Source organism: Arthrobacter sp. DualSoilB13 (genome assembly GCF_055389195.1).
In genome coordinates, this window is record NZ_AP035865.1 from 4,075,062 (window position 1) to 4,101,250 (window position 26,189).

The 26,189-nt window shown below is 62.7% G+C and carries 22 protein-coding genes; 10 read left to right on the plus strand and 12 right to left on the minus strand.

The annotated features are described in order from the left end of the window. Positions 1 to 48: 48 nt before the first annotated feature. Positions 49 to 2,082: an HNH endonuclease signature motif containing protein gene (locus ACZ5J0_RS18830; RefSeq protein ID WP_464093785.1), complete on the plus strand. Its 2,034-nt coding sequence runs from the start codon at positions 49 to 51 to the stop codon at positions 2,080 to 2,082. 555 nt (positions 2,083 to 2,637) lie between these two features. Here the strand turns inward: ACZ5J0_RS18830 and ACZ5J0_RS18835 are convergent. Both ACZ5J0_RS18835 and ACZ5J0_RS18840 read right to left on the minus strand, forming a co-directional pair. Next, entirely contained in the window at positions 2,638 to 3,825 is a 1,188-nt protein-coding gene (locus tag ACZ5J0_RS18835) for a 4-hydroxybenzoate 3-monooxygenase (protein WP_142937491.1), read from the minus strand. A 117-nt stretch (positions 3,826 to 3,942) separates the two neighbouring features. Then, the gene (locus ACZ5J0_RS18840; protein WP_142937490.1) at positions 3,943 to 4,683 is read right to left on the minus strand and encodes an IclR family transcriptional regulator; all 741 of its coding nucleotides are present in this window, start codon (positions 4,681 to 4,683) and stop codon (positions 3,943 to 3,945) included. 219 nt (positions 4,684 to 4,902) lie between these two features. Here ACZ5J0_RS18840 and ACZ5J0_RS18845 point away from each other — a divergent pair, with 219 nt between their 5' ends. Next, a complete protein-coding gene (locus ACZ5J0_RS18845) occupies positions 4,903 to 6,216 on the plus strand; it encodes an MFS transporter (RefSeq protein WP_464093786.1) in 1,314 nt (437 codons plus the stop codon). Positions 6,217 to 6,273: 57 nt separating this feature from the next. Here ACZ5J0_RS18845 and ACZ5J0_RS18850 read toward each other — a convergent pair whose 3' ends face one another. The 3 genes from ACZ5J0_RS18850 to ACZ5J0_RS18860 form a co-directional block, all read right to left on the minus strand. After that, positions 6,274 to 6,687: an Hpt domain-containing protein gene (locus tag ACZ5J0_RS18850; protein ID WP_464093787.1), complete on the minus strand. Its 414-nt coding sequence runs from the start codon at positions 6,685 to 6,687 to the stop codon at positions 6,274 to 6,276. Then, the gene (locus tag ACZ5J0_RS18855) at positions 6,680 to 7,420 is read right to left on the minus strand and encodes a signal peptidase I (RefSeq protein ID WP_166841869.1); all 741 of its coding nucleotides are present in this window, start codon (positions 7,418 to 7,420) and stop codon (positions 6,680 to 6,682) included. The genes ACZ5J0_RS18850 and ACZ5J0_RS18855 overlap by 8 nt, the downstream gene beginning before the upstream one ends. 305 nt (positions 7,421 to 7,725) lie before the next feature. Beyond that, entirely contained in the window at positions 7,726 to 8,334 is a 609-nt protein-coding gene (locus tag ACZ5J0_RS18860) for a TasA family protein (protein WP_142936802.1), read from the minus strand. A gap of 283 nt (positions 8,335 to 8,617) precedes the next feature. On the opposite strand from ACZ5J0_RS18860, the gene ACZ5J0_RS18865 reads away from it, so the two are divergent. After that, a complete protein-coding gene (locus ACZ5J0_RS18865; RefSeq protein WP_464093788.1) occupies positions 8,618 to 9,373 on the plus strand; it encodes a ZIP family metal transporter in 756 nt (251 codons plus the stop codon). 46 nt (positions 9,374 to 9,419) lie between these two features. On the opposite strand, the gene ACZ5J0_RS18870 is transcribed toward ACZ5J0_RS18865, so the two are convergent. Further along, on the minus strand, positions 9,420 to 10,682 hold the full coding sequence (locus ACZ5J0_RS18870; protein WP_464093789.1) for a hypothetical protein: 1,263 nt from the start codon (positions 10,680 to 10,682) through the stop codon (positions 9,420 to 9,422). A 314-nt stretch (positions 10,683 to 10,996) separates the two neighbouring features. On the opposite strand from ACZ5J0_RS18870, the gene ACZ5J0_RS18875 reads away from it, so the two are divergent. The 3 genes from ACZ5J0_RS18875 to cls are packed head-to-tail and all read left to right on the plus strand — an operon-like array spanning position 10,997 to position 13,956. Beyond that, positions 10,997 to 11,374: a hypothetical protein gene (locus ACZ5J0_RS18875; RefSeq protein WP_464093790.1), complete on the plus strand. Its 378-nt coding sequence runs from the start codon at positions 10,997 to 10,999 to the stop codon at positions 11,372 to 11,374. A gap of 44 nt (positions 11,375 to 11,418) precedes the next feature. After that, on the plus strand, positions 11,419 to 12,483 hold the full coding sequence (locus ACZ5J0_RS18880; protein WP_464093791.1) for an AI-2E family transporter: 1,065 nt from the start codon (positions 11,419 to 11,421) through the stop codon (positions 12,481 to 12,483). Positions 12,484 to 12,489: 6 nt separating this feature from the next. Beyond that, positions 12,490 to 13,956 carry a cardiolipin synthase gene (gene cls / locus ACZ5J0_RS18885; protein ID WP_464093792.1) on the plus strand — a complete coding sequence of 489 codons (1,467 nt, stop codon included), beginning with the start codon at positions 12,490 to 12,492 and terminating at the stop codon, positions 13,954 to 13,956. Between the two features lie 10 nt (positions 13,957 to 13,966). Here cls and ACZ5J0_RS18890 read toward each other — a convergent pair whose 3' ends face one another. Next, a complete protein-coding gene (locus ACZ5J0_RS18890) occupies positions 13,967 to 14,617 on the minus strand; it encodes a DedA family protein (RefSeq protein ID WP_223941211.1) in 651 nt (216 codons plus the stop codon). A 75-nt stretch (positions 14,618 to 14,692) separates the two neighbouring features. Between ACZ5J0_RS18890 and ACZ5J0_RS18895 the strand changes: the two genes are divergently transcribed. The 4 genes from ACZ5J0_RS18895 (at position 14,693) to ACZ5J0_RS18910 (ending at position 22,573) form a co-directional block, all read left to right on the plus strand. After that, the gene (locus tag ACZ5J0_RS18895) at positions 14,693 to 17,329 is read left to right on the plus strand and encodes a LuxR C-terminal-related transcriptional regulator (RefSeq protein WP_464093793.1); all 2,637 of its coding nucleotides are present in this window, start codon (positions 14,693 to 14,695) and stop codon (positions 17,327 to 17,329) included. A 115-nt stretch (positions 17,330 to 17,444) separates the two neighbouring features. Next, on the plus strand, positions 17,445 to 19,247 hold the full coding sequence (locus ACZ5J0_RS18900) for an SLC13 family permease (protein ID WP_464093794.1): 1,803 nt from the start codon (positions 17,445 to 17,447) through the stop codon (positions 19,245 to 19,247). A 45-nt stretch (positions 19,248 to 19,292) separates the two neighbouring features. Beyond that, entirely contained in the window at positions 19,293 to 21,065 is a 1,773-nt protein-coding gene (locus ACZ5J0_RS18905) for an MFS transporter (RefSeq protein WP_464093795.1), read from the plus strand. Then, positions 21,062 to 22,573 carry a leucyl aminopeptidase gene (locus tag ACZ5J0_RS18910; protein ID WP_464093796.1) on the plus strand — a complete coding sequence of 504 codons (1,512 nt, stop codon included), beginning with the start codon at positions 21,062 to 21,064 and terminating at the stop codon, positions 22,571 to 22,573. The genes ACZ5J0_RS18905 and ACZ5J0_RS18910 overlap by 4 nt, the downstream gene beginning before the upstream one ends. Before the next feature lie 71 nt (positions 22,574 to 22,644). Here the strand turns inward: ACZ5J0_RS18910 and ACZ5J0_RS18915 are convergent, their stop codons facing one another. The 5 genes from ACZ5J0_RS18915 to ACZ5J0_RS18935 all read right to left on the minus strand — a co-directional run bounded on the left by ACZ5J0_RS18915 (position 22,645) and on the right by ACZ5J0_RS18935 (position 26,098). Continuing rightward, a complete protein-coding gene (locus ACZ5J0_RS18915; RefSeq protein ID WP_142937478.1) occupies positions 22,645 to 22,905 on the minus strand; it encodes a GlsB/YeaQ/YmgE family stress response membrane protein in 261 nt (86 codons plus the stop codon). Between the two features lie 75 nt (positions 22,906 to 22,980). Then, complete coding sequence (locus ACZ5J0_RS18920; protein WP_223941215.1) at positions 22,981 to 23,961, minus strand: serine/threonine-protein kinase; 981 nt, start codon at positions 23,959 to 23,961, stop codon at positions 22,981 to 22,983. Continuing rightward, entirely contained in the window at positions 23,958 to 24,323 is a 366-nt protein-coding gene (locus ACZ5J0_RS18925) for a hypothetical protein (RefSeq protein ID WP_223941216.1), read from the minus strand. Before ACZ5J0_RS18925 ends, ACZ5J0_RS18920 begins: the two co-directional genes overlap by 4 nt. A 116-nt stretch (positions 24,324 to 24,439) precedes the next feature. After that, positions 24,440 to 24,937: a MarR family winged helix-turn-helix transcriptional regulator gene (locus ACZ5J0_RS18930; RefSeq protein ID WP_223941217.1), complete on the minus strand. Its 498-nt coding sequence runs from the start codon at positions 24,935 to 24,937 to the stop codon at positions 24,440 to 24,442. 96 nt (positions 24,938 to 25,033) lie between these two features. Continuing rightward, positions 25,034 to 26,098: an FUSC family protein gene (locus ACZ5J0_RS18935; RefSeq protein WP_464093797.1), complete on the minus strand. Its 1,065-nt coding sequence runs from the start codon at positions 26,096 to 26,098 to the stop codon at positions 25,034 to 25,036. Positions 26,099 to 26,189 lie beyond the last annotated feature (91 nt).

A 26,189-nucleotide genomic window follows, 5' to 3' on the forward strand; every position in this document is an offset into this window, starting at 1 on the left:
CGTCGATTGGGTCTGATGGTGGTAAAGCCTTCGTGACAGGGTTGGGTTATGGAAGGCATTGGGCAGGTCGTGGCGCGGCGGGACGGCTCCCCCGGTGCCAGTGAGGTGCCCGGAATTGGCTTCCCAGCTTCCTTGGACATGCCCCGGCCATCGGTGCGCAAGCCCTCGACGGCGGCAGGACCCGCCGCTGATCCCTCTTGGAACGCTGGGCTGCTTCTTGGATTCGAATCGTTGCATGGGCTTGGGGAACCAGGGCCGGAAGAAGTGCCCCCGTTGTTGCTCGAGCAGTCGTCCGGGCGCGGGGAATCCACCCTGACAGAAGAACCAGCGGCTGGGTTGTCCGCGGTGTCCGCGGTGGCCGGTGCGGCGGTCCTGGAGGCCGCGCTCCTTGAGGGTGCTGCCGCAACTGATGCGCTGCGATCAATAGCGGCCGATGAGGTGCGGTTGTTGGGGTTTGTTGAGGCGGCTGATTTCGCGGGCAGGGTCGAGGAGATCTCCCGAAACGTGGAGTACTTGCAAGTTGTTGCTGCGCAGGCGGTGGAACGGTCCCGGAAGCAAGCACTGCAAGCTCGGCCGGGGGCGTCAGCGGCCGCACCGGAATGGCGGACCGGCTGGACCGAACACGTCCCGGATTCGAAGGTCACAGCTCCTGCCAGCGTCGTGGATGATGGGTACCGGAACACGGCGGAGTTCCTTCGGGCCCGGTTGCGGATCGGTATCGCTGAAGCCCGGCGCAGGCTCGCCCTCGCCACCGAGGTCCTCCCCCACACCGGGATGACCGGCCAGGACGTCCCGGCCCGCCGCGAAGCCCTCGCCGACGCCCTCGCCTCCGGAGAGCTGCCCTCACGCTCGGCGTCGATCATCAGCACCGCCCTGGACAAAGTCCGGCACCTCGCCGATGAAGAAATGCTCACCCGGATGGAACACGCCCTCACCACCACCGCCATCGAAACCGACCCGGACTTCGTCACCAAAATGGCCCGACGCTGGACCGACCTGATAGACCACGACGGCCCCGAACCCACCGAAGAAATCCTCCGCCAACACCAAGGCGCGTTCCTACGCCGCCGACGCCGCTACGGACTCCACCACATCGAAATCTTCGCCACCGACGAACAATACGAAACCCTCACCACCACCATGAACACCGCCACCAACCCACGCCTCACCACCGCACCACCCGACACAGCACCCGCCAGCTCCCCCATTACCGGTGCCGGTCACGGACGAACCAACGAAACCTCGCACGGTCACGGACCACACGCATCACCCGTGCACGCATCAACACCGCAGGCATCACCCGTGCACGCATCAGCAGTCTTCAGCCCGGCTTCCACAGACTCAGCTGGTAAGGACACCGCTGACGGCCCGGACCTGGACCGGCGTTCGAGGGCCCAGAAACTCCTCGACGGCCTCGTCGGTGCGTGCAGTGTCGCGATGAGCACCGGCAAGCTGCCCTCCAACGGCGGACTCCGACCCCAACTCACTGTCACCATCGACCACCGCGACCTCTTCACCCAGCTCACCGGGCCCGGCCACGCAGCCCAAAATAGAACAACCCGCCAAGCCGACCAATCCAGCGGCTCCGCCACGGCCCCGAACCAGCCAAACACGCCCAACCAACCCGGCACCGGCGCTCCGCGGTACCGGCCCAGCACAGGGACAGCGACGTTCCTGGGCCCGATCCACCCCACCACCATCCGCAAAATCGCCTGCGACGCCGACATCATCCCCGTCCTACTCGGCAGCGACTCCCGAATCCTGGACATCGGCCGCACCACCCGGATCTTCCCACCCCACATCCGCAAAGCCATCACCGCCCGCGACCAAGGCTGCACCTTCCCCGACTGCACCATGCCCGCACCCTGGTGCGAAGCCCACCACACCACCTACTGGTCCCACGGCGGCACCACAGGCACAGACAACGGCACCCTGCTCTGCAGCCACCACCACCACATCATCCACAAAGAACAATGGCGCATCGACATGACAACCGGCGCCCCCTGGTTCATCCCCCCACCCCACATCGACCCCCACCAAAAACCCCGACGCAACCACCACCACACACCCCAACGAACATAAACCCAACCCACAACAACCCCACGCGGGTCTGTCTGAATAGGCTCAATGGGACTGCCTGAACGGGACTGCCTGAACGGGATTGCCTGAAAACGGGTGCGCGGGGCCTGACCCGAGGGGCGGCAGAACCCGAGGGGCGGCAGAACCCGAGGGGCGGCAGGGCGCGAGGGGCGGCAGAACCCGAGGAGCGGCAGGGCGCGATGGGCAAAGAGCGATACAGGAACGTGTGCTCAACGCTCATGGTGGCGCTTGGGCCGCCCGTGCAGCTGCCTGCCCCGCACTCCCTACTGGCTATCTGTGGCCTGTGAGTTCCGATCACTGCCGCGCCTTCGCTGCTTTCGACCTGCAACCCGGGACCGGCGCTCCGCACGCGAACCGTGACCTGATCATGACCGCACAGGACCTCCTACGAACCGCGCCCGTGTTTCAGGGCCCAGGGTCCAAGGCCCGTGGCCCAGGACCCATACTTCGGCGGACACGTGACATTCGTTCTCTAGCAACCAGCAACCAGCAACCAGCGCAGCAACGACAGCGCCCAGCAGCCCCCAAAAAAGAGCGCTACCGCGAGGTTGGCCAGCCCGTGTACGACTCCGCGAGGTACGCCTTGGCATGCTCGGATGTGACCACGGAGTGAAGCTCACCAAGCTGGCGGGCGCGGTCGAAATCGTCGGCACCTGGCACGGTGTGGAGCATGGACGTCATCCAGTAAGAGAAGTGCTGGGCCTTCCATACGCGGTCCAGGGCGCGGTCGCTATAGGAATCGAGCAGCGCGGTGGAGCCGTTGGAGTAGAAGGAATCCAGCCCCTCGAAGAGCACCTTGACGTCGTGGATTGCCAGGTTCAGGCCTTTGGCGCCAGTGGGCGGCACTGTGTGCGCTGCATCGCCGGCGAGGAAGAGGTTTCCGTGCCGCATGGGTGTGTGAACAAAGCTGCGGAAAGGCAAAACCATCTTTTCCAGAACGGGCCCCTCTTTGAGTTCAAAGCCGTTGCCGTTGACGCGCTTGCGGAACTCGGACCAGATCCGTTCGTCGTCCCAGTCGGCCACGTTCTCTTTGGGGTCGCACTGAAAATACATGCGTTGAACGGTTTCGGTGCGCTGGCTGATCAGGGCAAACCCGTTCTCGGAGTTCGCGTAGATGAGTTCGTCGGCGCTGCGCGGGGCCTCAGCGAGTATTCCGAACCACGCGAACGGGTACTCGTGGAAGTACCACTTGCGGTTGGCTTCGGGGATCTGGAAGCGGCAGTGGCTGCGCGACCCGTCGGCACCCACCAGGAAGTCGGCCTGGATTTCGAACTCCTGTCCGTCGGAGTCGGTGAACCAGACCTTTGGCTTGCCTTCGAGGTCGTGCACGGTGGTGTCCGTGACGCTGTACCGGACGTCGCCGCCGTCGGCCGCCCGCTTTGCGGCAAGGTCCGCGAACACGTCTGTCTGCGGGTACAGCCACACGGATTCACCCACGAGCTCTTTGAAGTTGATGCGGTGGCTCTCACCGTTGAACCGCAGTTCGATGCCGTCGTGTCGGTCGCCCTCGCGCAATACCCGGTCCGAGACGCCGGAATCCACCAGCAGGTTCACTGTTCCGTGCTCAAGGATGCCTGCACGAACCGTTTCCTGAATTTCCTTGCGGCTGCGGATTTCCACCACCACAGATTCGATGCCCTGCTTGGCCAGCAGATGGGAGAGCATCAGGCCGGCTGGGCCTGCACCCATGATGGCCACTTGGGTGGTAATCGGTGTACGTGCCATGGTTCCTCGCTTCGTTGCGGATCCCTGCTTGCCATGAAGCGGGATGAATCTTGTATTCAGTGTGGCCCGCGAGGAGTGATTGGCGTGACAACAATTCCGTTGAACGGAAGCTAGACTTTAATCGCCGAGTTGACGTCCTATCCCCCGGGCAGCCGTTTGGAGCGCGGGCACCAGCGCCTGAAGTCGCATTTCCGCCAGCGGCACAACCACTCCGAGCGCCGCCACGGTGCGACGCTTGCTGTTGATCACCGGCACGGCAATCCCCCACGTATCGGGATCCACCACACCAGCCAATTGCGCGTACCCCTGCTGCGCCGCTTCGGCTAGAAGTTGACGCACGACGCCGGCAGTTACCTTTGCGCTGGGATCTGCGAATTGCCGGAGGTACTCCGTCTGCAATTCGCGCGATTGGTTCGACATCAGGGCCAGACCGGCCGAGGAAATGTGGACGGGCATCCGCCCGGCGATCCGCGCCCGGTTGGCCACTGATCCCCGACGCGAAAGCCGCTCCACAAATAGTGCCTCCCACCCGTCAAGCACCGCCAGATTCACATTCTGGTTGAGGACTTGCTGTATATCTTCCATGAACGGCATGGCAGCCTGCCTGAGAGCCAGTGTGGGTGAATTGCGGTTGACGAGTTCCCATAAACGCAGACCCAAGCGAACAGTACCGCCCGCGCCGAGGTCCAAGAGTCCATGTTCGGAGAGTTGCCGGACCAGTCGGTGGGCTGATGACAACGGAAGTCCAGATCGGTCAGCCAACTCGCTTAGCTGCAGCGAGGTGGTCCCTTCCGGGAAGGCCTCTATGACCCGCACCACGCGGTCTACCACTGAATCGCCTGACGCCGAGTTTGCCATGCTCTGCTCCTTTGCTTCCGGCCGCCGCCTCATGAGGGCGCTCATCAGTCTGCTGATTGCGGTGCTCCGGGACACGGCCTGGGCGAATGCCCTGCTGGCTCCCTTCCGTTCAATGGTAGAACGTGTGCCAGGCAACACCGCGCGGTGATACAACTCTCTTAACCGACCGACCGACCGTTCTGCGGTGGGTCGACCTATCTGCGAAGTACCGAGGACGCTATGCCAACGATGTCATCTGCCCGCCGCTCTCAATGGCCCGTCTGGCTTTGCTGGCTGGCCATGGTGTTGGACGGCTTCGACCTCGTTGTCCTGGGTACCGTCATCCCAACACTCATCAAGACCGGCGAGTTGGGCTTTGACGCGTTCGGGGCTACCTTCGCCGCCACCATTTCATTGGTAGGTGTGGGCCTCGGCGCCCTCTTCATCGCGCCGCTTTCGGACAAATTCGGACGCCGTAAACTCCTGATCGCCTGCGTAGCAAGCTTCTCGCTGTTCACCGTCGGAGTTGCCTTCGCCCCGAATGTCGCCGTCTTCTCCCTGCTTCGTATGCTGGCCGGACTCGGCTTGGGCGCGTGCCTCCCTGCGGCTTTGGCGTACATCAACGACTACGCCCCTGCCGGATCGGCTGGCAAGTCCACTACCCGGACCATGACCGGCTACCACGTTGGCGCCGTAGCAACGGCGCTTCTGGCAATTTTCATCGTTCCGAACTGGCGGCTCATGTTCATCATCGGCGGCGTTGCGGGTCTCGCCCTTCTGCCCTTCCTGTGGGCGAAACTCCCGGAGTCTCTCCCTGAAGCAGCCCCTGCTGCAGGCACCCCGGCCACAACGGCTCCGACGCAGGCCAGCGAACTCAAGACGAGCCAACCCGCAAACGCAACAACCGCCGTCGGGCGTTCAACCAGCGCCAAGCCGAAGACAGGTTTCCGCGACCTCCTGCAGAAGCCGTATCCGATGGTTGCCTTGGGTATCGGCATCGCCTCGTTCATGGGGTTGCTGCTGGTCTACGGCCTGAACACGTGGCTGCCACAGCTGATGGCAGCCGCAGGTTACCCGGTTAGCACGGGCCTTACACTGCTGCTGGTCCTCAACCTCGGCGCCGTCGCTGGTCTCTTCCTCGCCGGAATCCTGGCCGACAAACACGGGACCAAAAAGATCGTGCTGATGTGGTTCGGTTTGTCCGCAGTGTTGCTGGCGATCCTGAGCGTCAAAATCCAGAACGAGTTCCTGCTCAACGCAGCCGTATTCGTCACGGGGGTCTTCGTCTTCAGCTCCCAGGTACTGGTGTACGCCTGGGTCAGCCAACTCTTCCCTCCCCGCCTTCGTGGTACGGCGCTGGGCTTCGCAGCAGGGGTGGGCCGGCTCGGCGCAATCGTCGGGCCGGCGGTGACGGGGACTTTGGTTGCCGCAAACATCGCTTACCCTGCAGGCTTCTACGTTTTCGCCGCCGCCGGGCTGTTGGCCGTAGCCGCGCTGTTCCTCGTGCCGCACCAGGTCACAACGGCCGACACCAGCGTGCCGGCAGAGCGCTGAACACCAGGTGAGTGCTGAACGACCGGTGAGTGCTGAACACCAGGTGAGCGCTTCGCACTAGAGAGAAGTCCGGGGCGTGGTGCAGAGGGACTCCCGTGCTTTCCCCAGCAGCTGCGGACCCTCGGCAAAGCAGCGGTCCGTGGACTTCTGAAGGGCCGGGAATGCCCGGATTGCGGAGTCGAAGTGGTCTTCCCGGATCATCCGTTCAATGACCTGGCACTGATCCTCCGTCTCCATGGCTCCCACCATGGCCGAGGAAATCTTCAGGCTCAGGATGGCGTCCATACTCGCTTCAGCGTTGTGCCCGCATAAGCCGTTGGAGATGCTCAGCACCCGGTCCGGCAGCATGGACAGGTAATTGGAGAGAAAACCGAGCGCCGGTGATGGATCTCCCAGCTCGTCAGCCAACTCTTGAAGGCGGCACGGTTCCAAGGTGGTGGCCTCCGTTGCGGGGCCCGGGTCCTCACTCACCGTTTGCCGCCTGGGGCTTCGCGGTGCCTTGCGGGGCTGTGTTGTCCGGGTCTTTGGTCCAGATGGAGGCCAGCATTCCGATGACGAGGATGGCGGGTGCGCCGTACATGAGGGTGTTCATGACGATGGGTTCGCGCAGGGCCCGGATGGCGTTGCCAACGTAGGGGATGGTGGCTACGTGCTTGTCCACGGTGTTGCCTTGGAGGGTGGCGATCCAGGGGTCGAGGCCGTTGTTGGCGTCGCCTTTGGTCTGGACTGCGATTCCGCCGTCGGCGGTGGTGGTGATCTCGGTGATGCGGTGGGTTTCCACGCGCTGGTCTTCGACGGGGATGTGGTAGGTGATGATGTCGCCTACTTTGACGTCGGTGGTGGGGGTGGGGACGGTGACCACGACGTCGCCCGGGTTGATCAGCGGGGCCATGGAACCGGTGAGCATGGTGGAGGTTTGGTAACCCAGGATCCGTGGCCCGATCGCCAGGAACAGGAACACCAACGCGCCTAGGATCAGCATGCCCACGCCGATGCCCTTGACCACTTTGCCGGCAATCCGACGAAACCGGCCAGCAGTGCCAGCGGCCCTGGCAGCAGTTGTAGGGGCCGCAGTTGTGACGGCAGCTGCGGCGGCAACAGTTGGGGTGGCCGCATCAGCTGAAATTCCGACGGCGGCACTAGCCTCCCCGGCGGAACGCCGGCCGTGGAGTGCGGGTTCTTTGATGCTGGTGATAATGCTCATGACGTGGCGTTCCTTCCGTGGTGGGGGTTGAAGTTCGTGGGGGGTAAGGCGCGCTCACCGTGTTGAACAGCGAAACCGGTGACCCACAGGAGAACCGCTCTCCAGCAGAAACGCTGCCCAACAGCAGAACCGGGTGCGTCAATACCGGCGGACCTGATCGGGCAGGGGGGCGCCCGACCAGGCCCGGCGGGGCTGGTGGTGATTCTCCGTTCTGGTGAAGCGGCTGTGCTTGACGGGATACTCGCCGGGCCTGATCGGGCTGGGGGAAAGGAACCGATCAGACCCGGCGGGGCCGGTGGTGTTGTTTACTTGGTGGTTTCGGTGCGTTGGGTGCCGGTGAAGGCGAAGGCGATGGTGGAGGTGGCGCCTTGGAAGTCGTTGTTCGCGGTGGTGGGGAACGCGGTGGTGACTTTGAGGTTGTCGGTCTTGGCCGAGGTCAGCGAGGTGAGGTTGTTCAGGACCTTGTTCGCTGCGATGACCGGTCCGGAGGCCAGGACGGTGGTCTTGGTCCCGGTGCAGTTGTACGGGGCTGCGGCGCCGGTCCAGGCCACGGAGCAGTTTTCGATGGTCAGCTGCAGGCCGTTGGTCACGTCCGTGGTGAGCAGGGATGCGGTGGTGCCGGCGTTGGTGGTGAGGGTGACGTTGTTCAGGTCCGAGTTGCCGGTGTTGGCCAGGGTGACGAGTTTTTCGACCTTGTCACCGGGCAGCAGTCCAGCGACCGGGACGTTGAGGGTGTTGGCCGGACCGGGTGCGCCCAGGGCGATGGTGACCGTTCCTGCGGTGACGGCTTGGGAGGCGGAGGTCGAAGAGGTGAACGCGCCGTAGGTGCCCATGCCGGCGACGGCGGCTGCGGTGCCGACCAGTGCGACGGAAGCGAGGATCTTGCCGGAGGTGGTCTTGAGGCTGATGGCCATGGGGATCAGTTTCCTTTCGGGAGGCCACCGTGAGACCGGCCGGCCGTTCGTTTCCAGCCTGTGTGGCTGACAAGAACTACTGTGCCGGGCCCGGATCAAGAACAAATCCTGCATACCCGCAACACTTCCTCAGGAAAACCTCAAGACTCCCGCAGCCAAATACAACCCAGCCCAGCCCAACCCAGCCGAACCCCGGGCAATCTACGCACGTCGGGATAGCCCATCGAACCCCATGTGCAACACTTCTTGATGCACATGAACGGCCAATGGAAGGGTGGGACTCATGCCAATGTGGTTGCAGGCCTTGATGTGGGGATCACTTGCCGGTGGCGCTTTAGTCCTCGGAGCGGGCATAGCGTGGATCTGGAAAGTGCCGGCCAAAATCGTGTCCACGGTGATGGCATTCGGCGCCGGCGTCCTGATCTCTGCATTGTCGTTCGAACTTGTGGATGAGGCCGTTGAGGGCGGCGGACTGATCCCCACCATCTTTGGCTTCCTTTTGGGGGCGGTGATCTTTGTGGGCTCCAACGTCTTGCTGGCCCGGGCTGGAGCCAAGCATCGGAAACGTTCCGGTGGACCTCAGCCCTCGGAGAAGGATTCCCCGGGAAGCGGCAGGGCCATCGCAGTAGGGGCACTTATTGACGGCATCCCGGAATCAGTGGTCCTTGGTGTTGGCCTTCTCGCCGGCGGAGCAGTGAGTCCGGCCATGCTCGCCGCCGTCTTCATATCCAACGTCCCGGAAGGCCTCTCCAGCACGGCAGGCATGAAGAAGGCCGGACGCAGCCCCGCCTACGTCTTTGGCACCTGGGCCGGCATTGCAGTGTTCAGCGGGCTTGCTGCCCTGCTGGGATACACCGCCTTGGAAAATGCTCCGGAGAGCGTGATCTCGTTTATCACGGCCATTGCCGCGGGCGGAATCCTCGCCATGCTCGCGGACACCATGATTCCCGAGGCCTTCGAGGAGCACCATAATCTGACCGGGCTAACGGCCGCGGTGGGATTCCTGAGTGCGTTCACGATTCATCACGTCGGCGGCTAAACACCGGCCGGGTTGGCCCCACGTCACTTGGGCGGGGACACGCGAACTACGGCAGCAGCCCAATCAGGGGCAAGGCGACCGCCGTCGAGATTGCCATGGCGGCCGTGTTGCCGATGACGGGATGGAAGCCGGTGGGCAGCCGCGCAGAGATCGCCTTGGCTACAGGCGGTGCCAGGATGGCACCTATCACGGCACCACCCACCATTCCCTGCCAGGAGCCGCCGTACGCGAGGACTGCCGCCGGGGCAACCGACACAACGGACGCGTAGGTGGCCGCCCATCCGCCCTCGCGGTACCAGCCCCGCCACAGCGTGACACCGATAGCCGAGGTCAGTGCCTGGGCAAACAGTATGTGCGGCAGCAGGCCGGTCCCGTACGACGGCAGTCCCGGGTTCAGGACAAATGCCGCGGCCACAGCAAGGATTACACCGGCGCCGGCGAGCTCGTTGGCGAAGAAATGAGTTTCCGTGAAGTCCTTGAGGACCCGCCGCGCAGCCCAAGCGGCGTCGGCGGGAACGCGCCGGTTGAGGCTCGACGGCGGCAGCTCCGCTTGCGTGGCAGGGCGAACCTCCCGAGACTCCCGCAGGACAAGCCACGGCAGACGCCGGGCTATCAGGAATGAGATGACCGAGCCCACTGACATGGCGAGCACGCTTGCCACCACAGCCGGCAGGGCAAGCGGGGCTGAAACAGTGGGGATAAACAGCAACGCCAACGGTGTGGTGGTAGCTGCACCCAGGATCGCTCCGGTGATGCAGGTCCGCCAACCAGCCCCGTACAGCAGGACCATAGCGGGAGCGACGCAAACGAACGGAACGAACGTTGGCTGCCACCCGTCGTCGAGCACCCAACCGAACACCAGGTTGGACAGCAACAAACTCATCGAAGCGGAAGCCAAAACCCAGGGCCACAGCCCGGAATCGTAGCTAAGTGTGCCGACCCACTTCACACCGCGACGGCCAACGCACCACGCTAACGCGGCACCCGTGAGCAGTCCGACCGCTCCGAGATCGGACTTGTAGAACAGCGGCTCGGTCATGTCACCGAGGAACCAGCGCACCGCGGCCAGAGCGGAACCGATGGTTTCCTGCGCCCAGCCGGCGTAACCGGGACCCACTCGCGGAGAATGCTCCGCGAGCATGTGGAGGAGGAGTGCGATCACGCCGATGAGTGCCACCATTCCGAAGGCTCCCAGAGCGGTGCCGGCCGCGGAGCGCTCGGGGCTGCGTTCGGGGCTGTGCTCGGGCGTCGGTCCCGGCGAATGTTGCGACTGCGGGAGGGCGTTGTCGGCTGCGAAAGAGTGCGTCATTGGTGGCCCTATGCGTGCGGATTGGCGTGGCTCTGAGCAGCGTAGCGGACCTCCGGATGCGAGCTGCAGCCACGGCGCTACGGGGGATTTGTGACCGGCAGCGGGCACGTATCAATCCGTCAGTCGTCCAACGCCATCAAGCCGCTCACCCTTAGTGGGTGATCTTTCTACCCAATCGATACCGATCCCCTGAAGGCACGCGCGCTGGGGGTGCTGGCGAATCGAGAATGGTGTTGTGGTCCAGCCGGGGAGCGATTCCCCAGCCGGAGGACGACGGTCCAGCCCCGGGCCGAACGAACGATGGGAAAGACACCATGAGCTTTTTGGAATCGTTGTGGAGCATCATTGTTGCGTCTTTCTTTGTTGCCTATTTGATCCTCCTCTTTCAGATCATCTCCGATCTTCTCCGCGATAAAGCCCTGAGTGGTGGCGTAAAAGCATTGTGGATCCTATGCCTGTTCGTGGCTCCTTTCATCTCCGCATTGATCTACGTCATCATGCGTGGAAAGGGCATGGCTCTGCGTAGTGAAATTCGGGTCAGGGAATCGGTGGAAGAGGCGGAGAACTACATCCGCGACGTCGCCGGAGCCCCCTCCCCCACCCAACAAATCGAAGCGGCCAAAGCGCTGCTTGCCGCTGGAGACATTAACGAAGCCGAGTACGCTCGCCTCAAGGAGATCGCTTTGGCCTGACCCGGGCTACGGTCTGCTCTTCACGTACAGCCGAAAGGGACCGCATGACGCGATTGAAGGCATTCCCCCTGTTGGAAGGCGGACCGTTCCGCTTCGGCCTCATCGCAGCGCTCGGTGTACTTGTAGCCCTGGCTTTGGGCTCCGCAGTCATCACATTGCGGTATTCGCTGACCTTGATCTTTGCCGCATTGTTCATCTCCCTGGGCCTCTATCCCCTGGTTCGTTGGCTGGAACGGTGGAAATTCTCCCGCGGCGGCGCAGTCCTTGCCGTGGCGGTTGGCTTCCTGCTGCTGGTGGCCGTGCTGATACGGTTCATCGTCCCCATCCTGGTGGAGGAAGGCGCAGCGCTGGTCAGTTTGCTGCCATCCAGTTTCGAAGCAGTCAGTGAACAGGAATGGTTCCTGGAATTTAACGGAACCTTAGGAGGAGCGCTGACCCCGCTCTTGGAGTGGCTGGAAACCTCGGCGGCGGATCCCAATGTGTGGCTCGCCATTGGCGGGGGTGCCGTGCAGGTGGGCTACAACGTGGTGAATGGCACCTTCGCCGTAATTTTTGTTGTTGTCCTGACCCTCTATTTTGTGGCTGGGCACGAAATGATGAAAGCCAGCCTTTACTCCCTGGTTCCCGCATCACGACGGGAATCATTCGCGGAGATAACCGACACAATTGTTGCTTCGGTGGGTAAATACCTCAGCGGCATGTCCATCCTTGCGTTGTTCAATGCGATCTTCACCTTCATTCTCCTGTCTGTTGCAGGAGTCAGGTACGCGGCGGTCCTCGCTGTCCTGGCGTTCCCCATCACCCTCATACCTTTGGTGGGCAGCGCCATCAGCACGGCAATCATTACCGTGGTGTCACTTTTCACCTCTCCCTCGACGGCCCTTGTGGTCTTCCTCGTCATGCTGGCTTACATGCAGGTGGAGGCCTACGTGCTCACACCACGCATAGTGGGAAAGGCGATCAGCATCCCAGGCTCCCTGGTCCTCATTGGCGCGATGGTGGGCGGGACGCTCCTGGGCCTGCTGGGGGCGCTGATAGCGTGCCCCACCACGGCCTCTATTCTGCTGATCATCAAAAAGGTGGTCATACCGCAGCAGAACGCCAAGTAGCGCGGCGTGCAAGGACTACTGAACGACGCCGATGCTGTCGCCTGGATCTTGTTGGCGCTCCACATTGTGCTCGGATCAATCGCGGCAGTGATGGTCTCCGCAAACAGGCGGCCGTCTTCTGCCATTGCCTGGGTGCTGGCTATCATCTTCATCCCCTATTTGGGAATGGCGGCATTCCTGCTGGTTGGCCGCGGAAAACTTCCCAAGGCCAGGCGCGATAAGCAGCGCGTCGTCAACGAGCTCATGCTGGCACGGACGCCTGGCCTCTCAGCAGTGAGCCACAGTGAGGACTGGCCCGCTTGGCTGCGCTCCGCCGTCGAACTTAACCTCCGGCTGGGCGCGCTGCCCATGGTGGGCGGCAATCGGGCCGAATTGCTGGAGGACTACAAAGGAAGCTTCGACCGCATGATCGCGGACATCGACGCCGCCACGGAGTACGTGCACGTGGAGTTCTACATTTTGGCGTTGGACCCCACAACTGAGCCGTTCTTCGAGGCCATGGCCAGGGCTTGCCGGCGGGGAGTTGCGGTCCGCGTCCTCTTCGACCATTTGGCAGCGGTCCGCGACCCCACGTATCGGGACATGCTGAGCGCTTTTGATGGGATGGGCGCCGAATGGCATGCCATGCTCCCCTTGCGTCCTTTCAAAGGACAGTGGCAGCGCCCGGATCTGCGCAATCATCGCAAGCTGGTGGTAGTGGACGGCAGCGTGGGATACACGGGCTCGCAAAACCTCATAGATGCGTCCTATAACAAGAAGAGCAGCATCAAGCGTGGCCTCCAATGGCACGAATTGATGGTGCGGTTGGAAGGCCCCGTGGTGCGGGAACTGGACGCAGTGTTCGTCACTGACTGGTACAGCGAATCCGAGACACTGCTGCCGTTGGACACTTCGCCGGTGGTCCTTGGTTCCGCACCCGAGCTCATCGACGCACAGGTCCTTCCCAGTGGCCCCAGCTTCGACAATGACAACAACCTCAAGCTCTACACCACACTCATCTACAAGGCCGAGCACCGCGTCAGCATCACCAGCCCATACTTCGTACCGGACGAGGCCATCCAGTTGGCCATCATCACAGCAGCCTCCCGTGGCCTCAACGTGGAGCTCTTCGTCTCGGAAGTGGGCGACCAAGCCATGGTCTACCACGCACAGCGTTCCTACTACGAGGTTCTACTGCGGGCAGGCGTCCGAATTTACCTGTACAAGGCCCCGCAAGTCCTGCATGCCAAGCACTTCACCGTGGACTACGACGTCGCTGTGATCGGCTCGAGCAATATGGATGTCCGATCCTTCAGCCTCAACATGGAAGTTTCCGTACTGGTTCATGGACGCTCAATAGTCGACCAAATGCGGGCAGTCGAGGACAGCTACCGCGCGGCCAGCACGGAGTTGCTGCTGGAGGACTGGCTCCGCCGGCCAGTAGGCCACAAGGCACTGGATAACCTGGCGCGGTTGACGTCCTCGCTTCAGTAGCGTGGCTTGGTTAGTCATCCAACTGCAGATACCAGGTCACTCCAGCGCTGATGGCCCGGCCCAGAAGCAATGAGAACGCTATGGCAATCACCACGGCGAACTCAGTGGAAAGCCCGGGCAGGAGCCCGGAGAGGGCACCAATACCCACGGAGTATGCGGACCACACGATGCCTGCCACCACCGAATACAGGACGAACCTCCCCCGTGGAACCGGGGTGATCGCGCTGGCCACGTTCATGGTCAGCCGCCCCATAGGCACGAACCTGGACGTCAGGACCCACGAGGCCGCATGCTTGGCCAAGCGTTCCCGGGATGCGTGCAGAGCCTTCTGGGGGCGGGGACCCTGAAGCATCCTCCAGTTGGCCATATCCCGGCGACGGACCAATTCGTAGGCGCCCACGTCGCCGGCCACGGCACCGGCGAGCATGGCTGCGAACAACAGGAACGCGTTGGGGAGGTTATCCGTGGCCGCGAGCGCACCCAAGGCCACGAACAATGACGTCGTGGGAATCGGCGGGAAGATGGCCGAGAGCGCAACAAAGATCGCCCCAAGCGGGTAGACCCACCCGGAGTCCGCGGCACTCATGATGTCCTTGAAAAACTGCATGGTGAAACCCCTCTCGCGGGCCTTCTCCAAGCGTCTCACGGCCGCCAAGATCATCCTTACGTCCCATGGCCGCCACGCGGATCGTCTATACCGGGTGAATCCTCGAAGCCCCGCCCCTACACTGAAGGTGTGGACGACCTAGGTGGTACCCGCCCGGACCTCTTAAGCCCGAAGCCAACTGCGGTCCCACGGCCGCCCTTGGCATTGATGGCACGCCCCCGACTCGTGGCCAAGCTTGATTGCACGGCCAGCACCGTGCTGATCTGCGCCCCCGCAGGGTACGGAAAAACAGTGCTCTTGAGCCAGTGGCTGGAAGGTCAGTTGCACGACGTCGCGTGGCTCGGCCCCGACCAACACAACAGGGAAGCCCTATGGCCCGCCATATTGGGGGCGCTCCGGCGATGCCCTGCCGTTCCACCGGGCGCTTTGGAGCAATTTTCCGGAGCCGAAGACTGTGCTGTGGACGTCCTGGGAGATCTTGCCCAAGTACTGACTGCATCCGGCACCACCATTCGTCTGGTGATCGACGGCGTGGACGGCTTTGCTCCGGTTGAACGAGATTACTGGATACCCGCATTGCTCAACCAAGCGGGCCTGCCCCTTCAACTGGTCCTTGCTTTCCGGGACAACTCTGCGGTTGACCCGGGACCTGCCCGGCTGAGTGGACGCGTCATTGAGGTCGGCGCGAAAGACCTGGCTTTCACTGTGAACGACATCAACGTACTGGCAGCAAGGACAACCACCCTGGTGGGGGTGCAGCAACTGCCTGAGCTTTTCAGGCAGACCCAGGGGTGGCCGGCCTGTGTGGTCCTCGCCTTGCGTTATCTTCGCGAGGCTGCCAATCCGGACGCCGCTCTGGGAGACCTCGCTGCCAACGACCGGCAGCTCTCCGATTACCTGGACCACCAGATCCTCAGTGCTCTTTCCCGTGAGGAACGGCATGTACTGTCCAGCTCCAGCGTTTGCCGCGAGGTGGTTGCGGCACAGGCCAACATCCTTGCTGGCAACACGAACGCCGGCTGCATCCTCTCGCGCCTGGCCGATGACAAGGGAATCGTTGAGTCGTCAGGCATCGGGCGGAATGTCTTCCTGGTCCACCCTCTGATCCGCGGCTATTTCAAAGCCAGGCTGGCCCGGAAGCACCCCGACGAACTACTGCGCTTCAGCCGGATTGCTGCGCGGTGGCATGAGTGTGCCGGCGAGCCTGTTGCGGCGCTCAGGCACGCCATGGACTCCGCGGACAATGATTTGATCATCGACGTCCTTGAACGGCATGGCGCGGCGCTCTTGGGATCGGGTGAAGTGGTGCACGTCCGCCGTGCGATTGCTGCTTTGCCTGACGCCCTCTTCGCTGTGAATCCCAAACTCTGCGTGGTTGCCGCACTGGCCTATGTTGAAAGCCGTCAGCCCACCACCGCTACCCGTTATTTAGCTGCGGCTAACCGGCATCGGACTGCCGACCCTCCTGCCGAACTCCGAGAGCTGCAGGCTCTGGCAAAAGCGCGACTTTCCTGGTTCAGCGACGCGTGGGACAGCCATGACCCGCAGGCCACCGTGGACCACGCTGCGCTCCGTTTCTCGGGGCACAGCGACGTCCGTATCGAGGCGAGGATGGTTACGGTCACTGCGGCGTTGGTGGAAGGCAGCTATGGGATTGCCGAGAACGAAGCTTCCGCAGCCCTCATCGAAGCCAGCGAGGCAGGCAACGCTTACCTCGCCGGCAAGGTCTATCTCAAACTGGCAGCCATGTATTCGCTGCAAGGCCAGCTCCGCCGTGCCGGTGAAGTTCTGCGGCTCTCAGAGGAAAAGCTGCCGAGACAACTGTGGACGGCCGGCGCCGGAAGGTCTGCTGGCGCACTCATGCATGCCTCGGCCGCGCTCCTCCGTGCTGAACCGAACAAGGCCCTGCAGTTTGCCGCGGCAGGCCTTTCCGAACTCGGACAACTCGGGTCTTCCTCCACGGGAGTCGGGGGTGCCATGCGAGCCACGCTGGAGATCATTACAGCATGCGCGCACCTGGATTCCGGGAACAGGCGCAACTCCCTTGGCGACCTGCGGCAAGCCAGGCTGCGGATCAGCAGAAACCATGTCTTTGCCCGGCCGCTGGCTGCCAGCATCGCTGTGATCGAGCACACCGCTGCACTGGCATTTGGCCATGCCGACCAAGCCCGTGAGGTGTTGGAATGGGCGGAAGAGCGAATTCCAGGAACGGGTGAACTTTGCCTCCTGCGTGCTCAGGGGCCAGCCGGGATCAGCCGCTTCGACGCTGCTTCGGACCGCCTCAGGCCATTGCACGCCGGCACAATAACGCCGCTGCTGGAATGGACCAGGCTCCACGTGACCGTTCTGGAATGCTCCATGGCCCTACGGACCGGACGACGCACACTGGCCGGCAAACTCCTGGAAGAAGCCCTCCACATAGCCGACGAACTGGACGTCCTCCGACCCCTGGCCATCGCTCCCCGGGAAGTGATGGACTTCCTGGTGGAAAGGGTAGGCGCCTATGGGCCCCGAGAGGCCCTGGCCCAGCGGCTGCTGACTTTGCGGCCGCCCACTGACACCCGGCAAGCGCAGTCGTTGACTCCCCGGGAACGGGAGGTCCTCGCTCTCCTTCCATCGCATTTGTCGCAGGAACAGATGGCTGCGGAACTCCACTTGTCCGTGAACACGGTGAAGACTCACGTTCGCATTATCTATTCGAAGCTGGGGGCCGGTTCACGGCATGACGCGGTGGCAGCGGCCTATAAGACCGGATATTTACCCTAGCCGTGACCTCGGAAAACGCCCATCACTCACCTGTTTGGGGTGACCCTGCGGCGGGAACACGGATCTAGTCTGAGAGAATGCTGGCCAAAGATCCTGCGGGTTACCGAAGGCGCTCATGACAGACGTCGCCCTCACGTTGCTGGTGCTCGTCGTGGTGATTGCGGCGTTCGTGTGGAACCGCCTGCCGGTTGAGGTAGTGGCACTCGGAGCGGCCTTGGCCTTGTATGGCACCGGCATTGTGGGGTTGGACGATACGTTTGCCGGTTTCGGGAGCGGGACCGTGGTGTTGATTGCGGCGCTGTTCGTGGTGGCGGAGGCCATTGATGCCGCAGGCGTTACTACATGGTTGGGAAGCCTGCTCATCAGGTTTTCGGGGACGAGCCGGACCCGGCTGATGGTGTTGATGATGGTTCTTACGGCCCTATTAACGGCACTCATCAGTGTCAATGGGGCAGTTGCCGCGTTGCTTCCCATGGTGGTTGTGCTGGCGGTTCGCCTGGGCAGGCGGCCTTCCGAGTTGTTGATGCCCCTGGCCTTTGCCGCTCACGCGGGTTCACTGCTGATCCTGACCGGTTCACCGGTGAACATCCTCATTCTCAATGCGGCGCTGGACACTACCGGAACGGGGATCGGGTTCTTCGAGTTCGGGCTGGTGGGGCTTCCGCTGTTGTTGGGAACCATCGGTTTGACCCTCTGGCTGGGGCCACGGCTTTTGCCCACCAGGACACCTGAGGCACTCCCAAAGGATCTGGGTTCCCATGGTGAGACGCTCATGAACCATTATCTGGATGGCGATGGGTTGAGCCGGCTCAGCATCCCCGCCGGTTCGGCCTTGGTGGGCCAGCCGGTTGCGTGTCTTCAGGACGAGCACGACGGCGGTCATCTCCACCTCATCAGCGTTCAGGACCCGGCCGGCAAGCCGTCCGAGAGCGATGTGTTCGAAGGAGGCGATGAGATTGTGGTGCGAGGGGGACAGCAAACCATCAACGCCCTTGCCGCCCGGTATGGCCTGAAACAGGACGACGACGCGACGTGCGGGCTCATCAGCAGCAGCTACGGAGTAGCCGAGGTGGTGGTCGCACCCCGTTCGAACCTCGTTGGCACGGAGGCTTACCCCGGCATGGTCACCGAAAGCGGCGACCTGGTGGTGCTGGCCCACCATCATCCGGGCGAGCCGGAATCGTCGGGACGCACTCTCATCACCGCCGGAGACAGGCTGCTTCTGCAGGGAACCTGGTCTGCCTTGGACCAGCACACAGTGGATCACAACGTCTTGCTGGTGGACTCGCCGGATACCATCCGTAGGCAGACCGTCCCGTTGGGGCCCCGCGCCACACCGGCGCTGATCGTCGTCGGCGTCATGGTTGTCCTGTTGGCCACCAATCTCGTCCCTGCGCCGGTCGCCGCGCTCCTGGCCGCGCTGGCCATGGTGGTACTCCGCGTGGTACCTGTTCAGCAGGCCCACCGTTCCATGGCGTGGACCACGCTCATCCTGGTGGCAGGAATGATCCCGTTGTCCACGGCGATCACCTCGACGGGCACTGCCGAGATCCTGGCTGAAGGCATGGTGTCCGTAGTGGGAGATGGCGGCCCGTTGTTGTTGCTGGTGGGACTATTCGTGGTCACCGCCGTCCTGGGGCAGTTGATCAGCAACACGGCCACAGCGCTGATCATCATCCCCATTGCCCTGTCCGTGGCGCAGGAGTCCTCCATCAACCCCTACGCAGTGCTGATGTGTGTGTCGGTGGCGTCCTCCGCTGCCTTACTGACGCCGGTGGCGACTCCGGCCAACATGATGATCATGCAACCGGCAGGCTATCGGTTCGGCGACTACTGGAAGTTCGGGCTGGCGATCATGGCCCTCTATGCAGCTGTGGCCATCCTGCTGGTGCCCGTGATCTGGCCGCTTCAGAACTAGCACCAATAAACCCATGCAACCAACAGAGCACACCAGGAGCAAGACATGGCCAGTGAGCGCACCACCAAAGAAACCCCACCACCCGTCAAGGCGGCTTCCTGGCTGCCCCTGATCGTGGTGGTCCTCACCCAGATCCAGGCATCGTTCGCCGTCAACGCCTTGACGGTTTCAATGCAAGGCATCACTACCGACCTGGACACTGCGGCTACATCCGTGGGCACTGCCATCACTGCCGGAACGTTTTCAATGGCGGCCTTCATCCTGTTGGGAGCTAAGCTGGGCGCGCGGTTCGGAACGCGCAAGGTGTTCCAGATCGCCGTGGCCATCCATGCGGCCGCCATGGCGGGTGTGGCGCTGAGTCTCAGTCCCGCAATGCTGTTCATTGCCCAGGCTTCTTCAGGCGCGGTAATTGCACTGATCGCACCGGCCCTCACCGTCTTCATCGCCACCAATTACAAGGACCAACAACAAGCCAAAGCCATCGGGCTCCTGGCCGCGGCCATCCCGGCAGCGGGTGTTTTGGCGCTGCTCATTGCCGGCTGGTTCGCAACCACCATCGGCTGGCGTTACTCGTTTGGTCTCATGGTGGTCCTTGGTGCCATCAACCTGCTGCTGAGTTTCAGGCTCAAGACTGTCCCGGCGCAACCGAACCTGAAGATCGACTGGACGGGGTCGATCATCGCCGCGGTGGCCGTCATCCTGCTGAGCTTCGGTTTCAGCGGCCTGTCCTCCTGGGGTACGTGGTTCGCCACCAGCCAGGCACCCTTCGAGATCCTCGGCCTCTCACCCGCGCCACTCCTGATCATCCTGGGGCTCATCATGGGCCAGGTGTTCTTCACGTGGATCAGGAAGCGCCAGGATGCCAAGCTTCCGCGGATCTTCGACCTCAGGGTGCTCGCTTCCAGTTCCGAGCTCGCAGTCACGGCGTGTATGGCCATCATGCTGTTTGTTGGTACGGCCGCAAACTTCCTGATCCCCCTGTATATACAGATCGTTCAGGGCCGTTCCAGCATTGAGACCTCGTTTTCGATCATCCCTTACACCTTGTCGATCTTCCTCGCGAGCACCTTTGTGGCTTTCCTGTACGACAAATTCCCGCCACGCGTCATCGCCCAGGGCGGCTTCGTGGTGGTGGCCGGCGCACTCATCCTGCTCGCCTTCACCATCCGCAATGACTGGGGTCAGGTCTTCGTGGTGCTGGGGCTGATTCTGCTGGGACTTGGCCAAGGCGCAATCGTCGCCTTGGTGTTCAACACGCTGCTCAGCGCGGTTCCCCGCGAGTTGGCCGGCGACGTCGGAGCTTGGCGCGGGCTGGTCCATAACCTCTCCGGCAGTGTGGGCATCGCGGTGGCGAGCGCGTTCGCCGTCGGAATGTTGTCCAGCCTGATAGCCAGCGGCGCCGCCGCGCATCCGGAGGTATCCCAGGAGTTGATCTACAAGGTGAACATCAACGAGGCCGACTTCATGACCAATGCCCAAGTTGAAGGCGTCATCGGCGACCGGGTCAGCAGTCCCGCCGAGTTGGAGGCCGCGATCGAAGTCAATGAGGAAGCTCGCCTTCGGGCCCTGCAGATCTCCCTCCTCGGGTTGTCCGGGCTTGCCTTGCTGGCGGTTGTCCCGGCAGGCCGCATGCCCGGACGCATGAAGGGTGACCTCCCTGAGCAACTCGAACCGGACGATCCGGATGCCATCCCGGAACCCGGCCTCCCGGCGGACCAAGCGGTTACGGCGCATCCCACCGCCACAGCGGCGCAAGCCACCACGGCGGCTCAAACCACTACAGCGGCTCAAACCACTACAGAACAGGCGAAACGGTGAATCACGAACCCTACAAACTCATCCCTGAAGGTTTCACGGCTGTCCCGTCCCTTGAGGCCGACGAACCGGAGCTGCACTTCGTGGACGGCTTTGGCCAGCTGGATGCCCTTGGCGTGGTTGTCCCCTCCGAGGGTGAGGTTCCGGCGTCGGTCGGACTGCACCGGGAAACCTTGGAAAGTGCGGGCTTCGACGGCAAACCCGGAACCACGCTGCAGTTGGCAAACGCCTCGGGCACGCTGGTGGTTGCGGTCGGCGGCGGCAAACCCGGCTCATTGGACGCTGACGGCTGGCGGAAGGCCGCCGCGGCCTTGGTTCGCGCCACGCAGCGCCACGCGCGGATTGGATTTGAGCTTTCCGATACTGCGGGAATCGACGCCGAGCACCTGGGGCAGGTTTTGGCCGAGGGCGTACTGCTGGCCCGCTACCGCTACGACACACTAAAGAGCAAGGCCAAGCCAACGGCTCTGAGTGAGGTGCAGTTCCTCGCCCCGGGCGTCGACACTGCGGCTGCGGAACGGGGGCTGACCACGGGTCGGGTGAAGGTCCGCGCCACCAACATAGCCCGCGATTTGTGCAATGCACCGCCGAGCCACCTCACGGCTGCGGGTTTGGGCGAGGTGTCGCAGGAGCTAGCCAATCGGTTCGGTTTCACGGTGGAGGAGTTCAACAAGCAACAACTCATCGACCTCAGGTGCGGCGGCCTCCTCGGCGTCAATGCCGGCAGCGCCCAAGAGCCCCGCATGATCAAGCTCAGCTACCGACCGGAGGGATCGCCAACAGGACACCTCGGATTGGTGGGCAAGGGCATCATGTACGACTCCGGCGGCGTCAGCCTGAAACCGAGCGATCCCATGCACCTGCTCATGAAAATGGACATGGGCGGGGCGGCAGCGGTCCTGGCCGTTTTCACCGCTCTCCGTGACCTCGGCTGCAAGGCCGCCGTTACCGGGTTCCTGATGTGCACGGACAATATGCCCTCCGGTTCGGCGTACAAGTTAGGAGATGTCCTCACCACCCGCAGCGGCCTCACCATCGAGGTGAAGAATACCGACGCCGAAGGTCGCCTGGTGATGTGCGATGCCATGACGCTGGCGGTGGAGGACCACGTGGACGGCATTGTGGATATAGCCACCCTCACCGGCGCGGCGCTGATGTCCTTGGGGCAGCTCACCGCTCCGGTGTTCGGGAACGATCAACGCCTGGTGGACCTGGTGCTTGAGTCCGGGAGCCGTGCTGACGAGCAGGTGTGGCAGCTTCCCCTGGAGCGGGCCTACCGTCCCCAGCTGGATTCCGACGTTGCTGATATCTCCAATCTGGGCGGACCCTACGCGGGGTCCACCACAGCTGCGCTGTTCTTGGCCGAGTTCGTTGGGGAGACCCCTTGGGCGCACATCGACATTGCCGGCACCATGCAGTCGGACAAGGACGACTTGTGGAGAAGCAAAGGTGCCACTGGCTTCGGCGCCCGCCTCTTGATCGACCTGGCCCTCGGCTACCCGGCGGGGTGAGGTGCGGAGGGCAGCAAAGAGGCCCCCCACTGCAGAACGTGCAGCGGCGGGGCCTCTTGGGCTTGGGGCAGTTACGCCTTCTTGCGCGTGAACAGTCCCCAGATGATGAGGACCAGCAGTGCGCCACCGATTGCCAGCAACCACGTGGAAAGCGACCAGAACTCGTTGATGCCCACCTTGAAGAGTGCGCTGCCGATCCAACCACCCAGCACGGCGCCAACGACGCCAAGGAGGATGGTGGTGATCCAGCCGCCGCCCTGCTTACCGGGCATGATGGCCTTTGCGATGGCGCCGGCAATCAAACCCAAGACGATCCAACCAATGATTCCCATTTTTCATTCTCTCTTTCCTGAAGGAGGCCCCAGTTCGGCACGGGGACGTGTGCCGCTATCTGCCTGATTGTTTGGCTACCAGCTGAGGCGTCGGAGCATGCCGACGGTTTGGCTGGCAGACGGCCTGCCGGCAGGGCGGGGATCAGTCATGGCGTGAAGCACCATGGACCAGCGCCGCCGCACCGTGCCGGGAATTCGGGGTTCCCCAAGAGTCCTTGCCACCATGGACTCCAAGGGTGTGCCTGGGAACGCTTTGGTCCCGGTCAGGCATTCGAGCGCAACCAAACCCAGTGAGTAGATGTCGCTGGCGGTGGTGGATGCTTCGCCGCACACCTCCTCGGGGCTGAGGTAGTGAGGTGTGCCCGAAGAAGAGTTGGGCGCCGCGTGGCGTCCGTTGAGCGCGATTCCGAAGTCGGTCAGTTTCGCAATTCCCGGCCCTTGCGGGTCGGAAGCGAAGTCCACCAGGATATTGCCGGGTTTGATGTCATTGTGGACGATTCCCCTGCGATGAACGTGGGCCAAGGCACGGGCAATGTCCGTCATCCAGGCAGCCGTTTGTTCAGGGGAAGCCGGGTTATGGTGCATGATCCCGCGCAAATCCTTGCCGCCCACCAGCTCCAGCACCACGTAACTGCGGCTTTCCTGATGGTGGATTCCTGCGTCGCGGGAGTCTCCCGAGTCCAGGACCCTGACAATGTTTTTGTGCCGCAGGCGTCCGTGGATTTCCAGCTCTCGCCGGAAAGGGGCGTTATCCGCTGAATCCGTGGACCTGAAAATCTTGACCGCAACCGCTTTGCCGGTAGCCAGGTCCCAGGCCTCATTGACGTAAGCCTCCGAGCCTCCGCCCAGTTGGGTGCCGAGCCGGTAGCGGCCTCCAAGGACCACGTCCGGTTGGCTGTCACTTGAGGCTACGGCGATTGCGGCGGGAGTCCCGGCGACGATGCTCGTGGACGTTGCTGTTGCGACTGCCGTGGTTGATGTTTCCCTCTTAGCGGCGCGTTCGGTACAGACGGCCCCGCGATCAGCGCGGACGGCCGCCCGTTCAAGGAGCGTCACTTGAGGAGGAGGTCGACTTCGGTGACCGGGACTCCGGTCACCTCGGCCAGAGCGCGAGGGTCGACACCGGCGTCGACCGCTTTTTTGAACGCCAGCTCCAGCGTGTTCTGCGCAATTGCCAGTTCATGCTGCAGGCTCTGGCGGCGGAGAGCCGCGATCCAGACACCACTCACGGGGTCCAAGGCGTCGATGTCCATGCGGAAGCCGCACCCGCAGGCCCATTCGGGCCAGATCGGCTCCACTGCGACCCACTGCATGGAGTCGTAGGATGGTCCGGCGGAGATTGCCATATGCGAACCGCAGTGCACGGGTCCACTGGGAATTGTCTGTTCCGTGACGGTATCCACGGTGTTTTCAGCCACTGGTTTAGAACTTGGTTCACGCAGCGCGACTGTCATCGTTCTCTCCCACACATTCCCTAGTAAGTAGCTTGGCTATCTAGTTATATGTGTACTTACTACTTAATGTCCAGTCCGGATTATTTGGCCACGCTGTCTATGGCTCCGCGCATTCGCCGCAGGAAGTCCACCACTACTGCCGATTCCTCGGGATCCAGGGTCTCGGCGACCTCCATCATCCGGGCATGCATGTCACCCAGGGTGCTACGAACCTCCTGATCGGACCCGGGTGTGGGCTTGAGAATAAGGGCGCGCCGATCAGTTGGATGCGGCTCACGAGTGACGTAGCCGGAACGGACCAAGCGGTCCACCAGGGACGTCATGGAGGCAGACGTCATCCCCAAACGCACCGTCAGCTCCTTGGGGCCCACGTCCCTTCCAGCGCGCTCGGCCTCCAGCAGATACCTCAATGCCATGAGGTCCGTCTCACCCATGCCCATGGCCGCCTGGGTTCGACGACGCATGTCAGCCTCGGCCGTGCGATAGTCCCTCAGTGCATTCAACACGTCAACAGCACCCATCCGCTTGCGGCTTTCCAGCCCGTACCAATAGCCCTGACGTTCACTTTTGTCGCTCATCACCGGTCCTTTGGTAGACATGTATCTAGATTGTCTAAGCAATTGATACTAAGTGATTTGCCCGGGCGGCGCTGACCGCATCCGTTTTTCCTGAGGCTAAGCGCCCGAATTTGCCGCCCGTAAACGCCGCCAAACAGCCGGCGCCACTACCACGGCAACACCGACGGCGGCGCCAATGACGGTCTCGATGATGCGGTCCCGCAGCAGCAAAGCAGGATCCACCGGCGCGGCCAGCAGAGTAGCAATCAACGCCAACGGCGTCACGAAGACCTGGGCCACCAGATACTGGCGTGCAATGAACATCTCCGCCCCGAACTGGCACGCGGCAATGACCAAAACCATGACCCACGGCGCAGGATTCAGCCAGAGAATGCCAGCGAGCAAGACCAGCCCAATCACCGTTCCTGCGATCCTTTGAATGCCACGGCTCACCCTGTGCCGTGTGGAGTGACCCACCAACGGAACAACAGCTGCCACCATGGCCCAGTACGTATGCCCGAACCCCAGCCGTTCCCCCACCAACGTAGCGATGGTTCCCGCCAGCCCTGCGGCCACCAGGTAGCCGGCACCCTCAAGCCAGATGGCACGCTTTTCGGCCGCAGTGTGACGAATGGGCGGGGGCCGCTTCCACGGAGTCCGGTGGCTTTTGAGGATCCGCGATGACATACCGATCAGCAGGCAAAACACGGTAGTCGCCACCGCCACCAGCATGGCTTCCCAGAAGGGAGGCTGAGCCGTGATCGAGGCAATGGCAGCGAAGGCGAAGATGTGAAACAAGGAGCCACCGGGCCGGAGCCGCCACGCTGCAACCACCACGGAGCAGGCGCCGGCAACCAGTGTGGTCGCTGCCGTGAGTAGCCAGGAGTATGCTGCACCATCCATGCCCCCTGCTTGCGCCAGGCGGGCAACCATCGTGGCCAGAAGAATAATGAGAAGCATGAAGCCGCCGGCGCGCAACTGGCTGCGGAAGCGCACGCTGTGAGGTTCGTTCCTGCCATAAATACCGGTGAACGCCCCGAACGAAGCAAACACGGCCAGATCCAGCCGTCCCAGCAACGTCAACGTAATCAACGGAACAAACACACCTACAGCGCAGCGGAGTGCGGGATGGTGGTCCTTGTTTCCAGGACCCATCGTGAACATTTCCGCTACAGCCTTCAAGGGGCGGCTCGCCTTTCGTCGCAGGACCAAACGTACGACGGCGGCGCTGGCGTCCGCTTCAAGGTTACGCCCGGCATTTAGGGCTACCCGG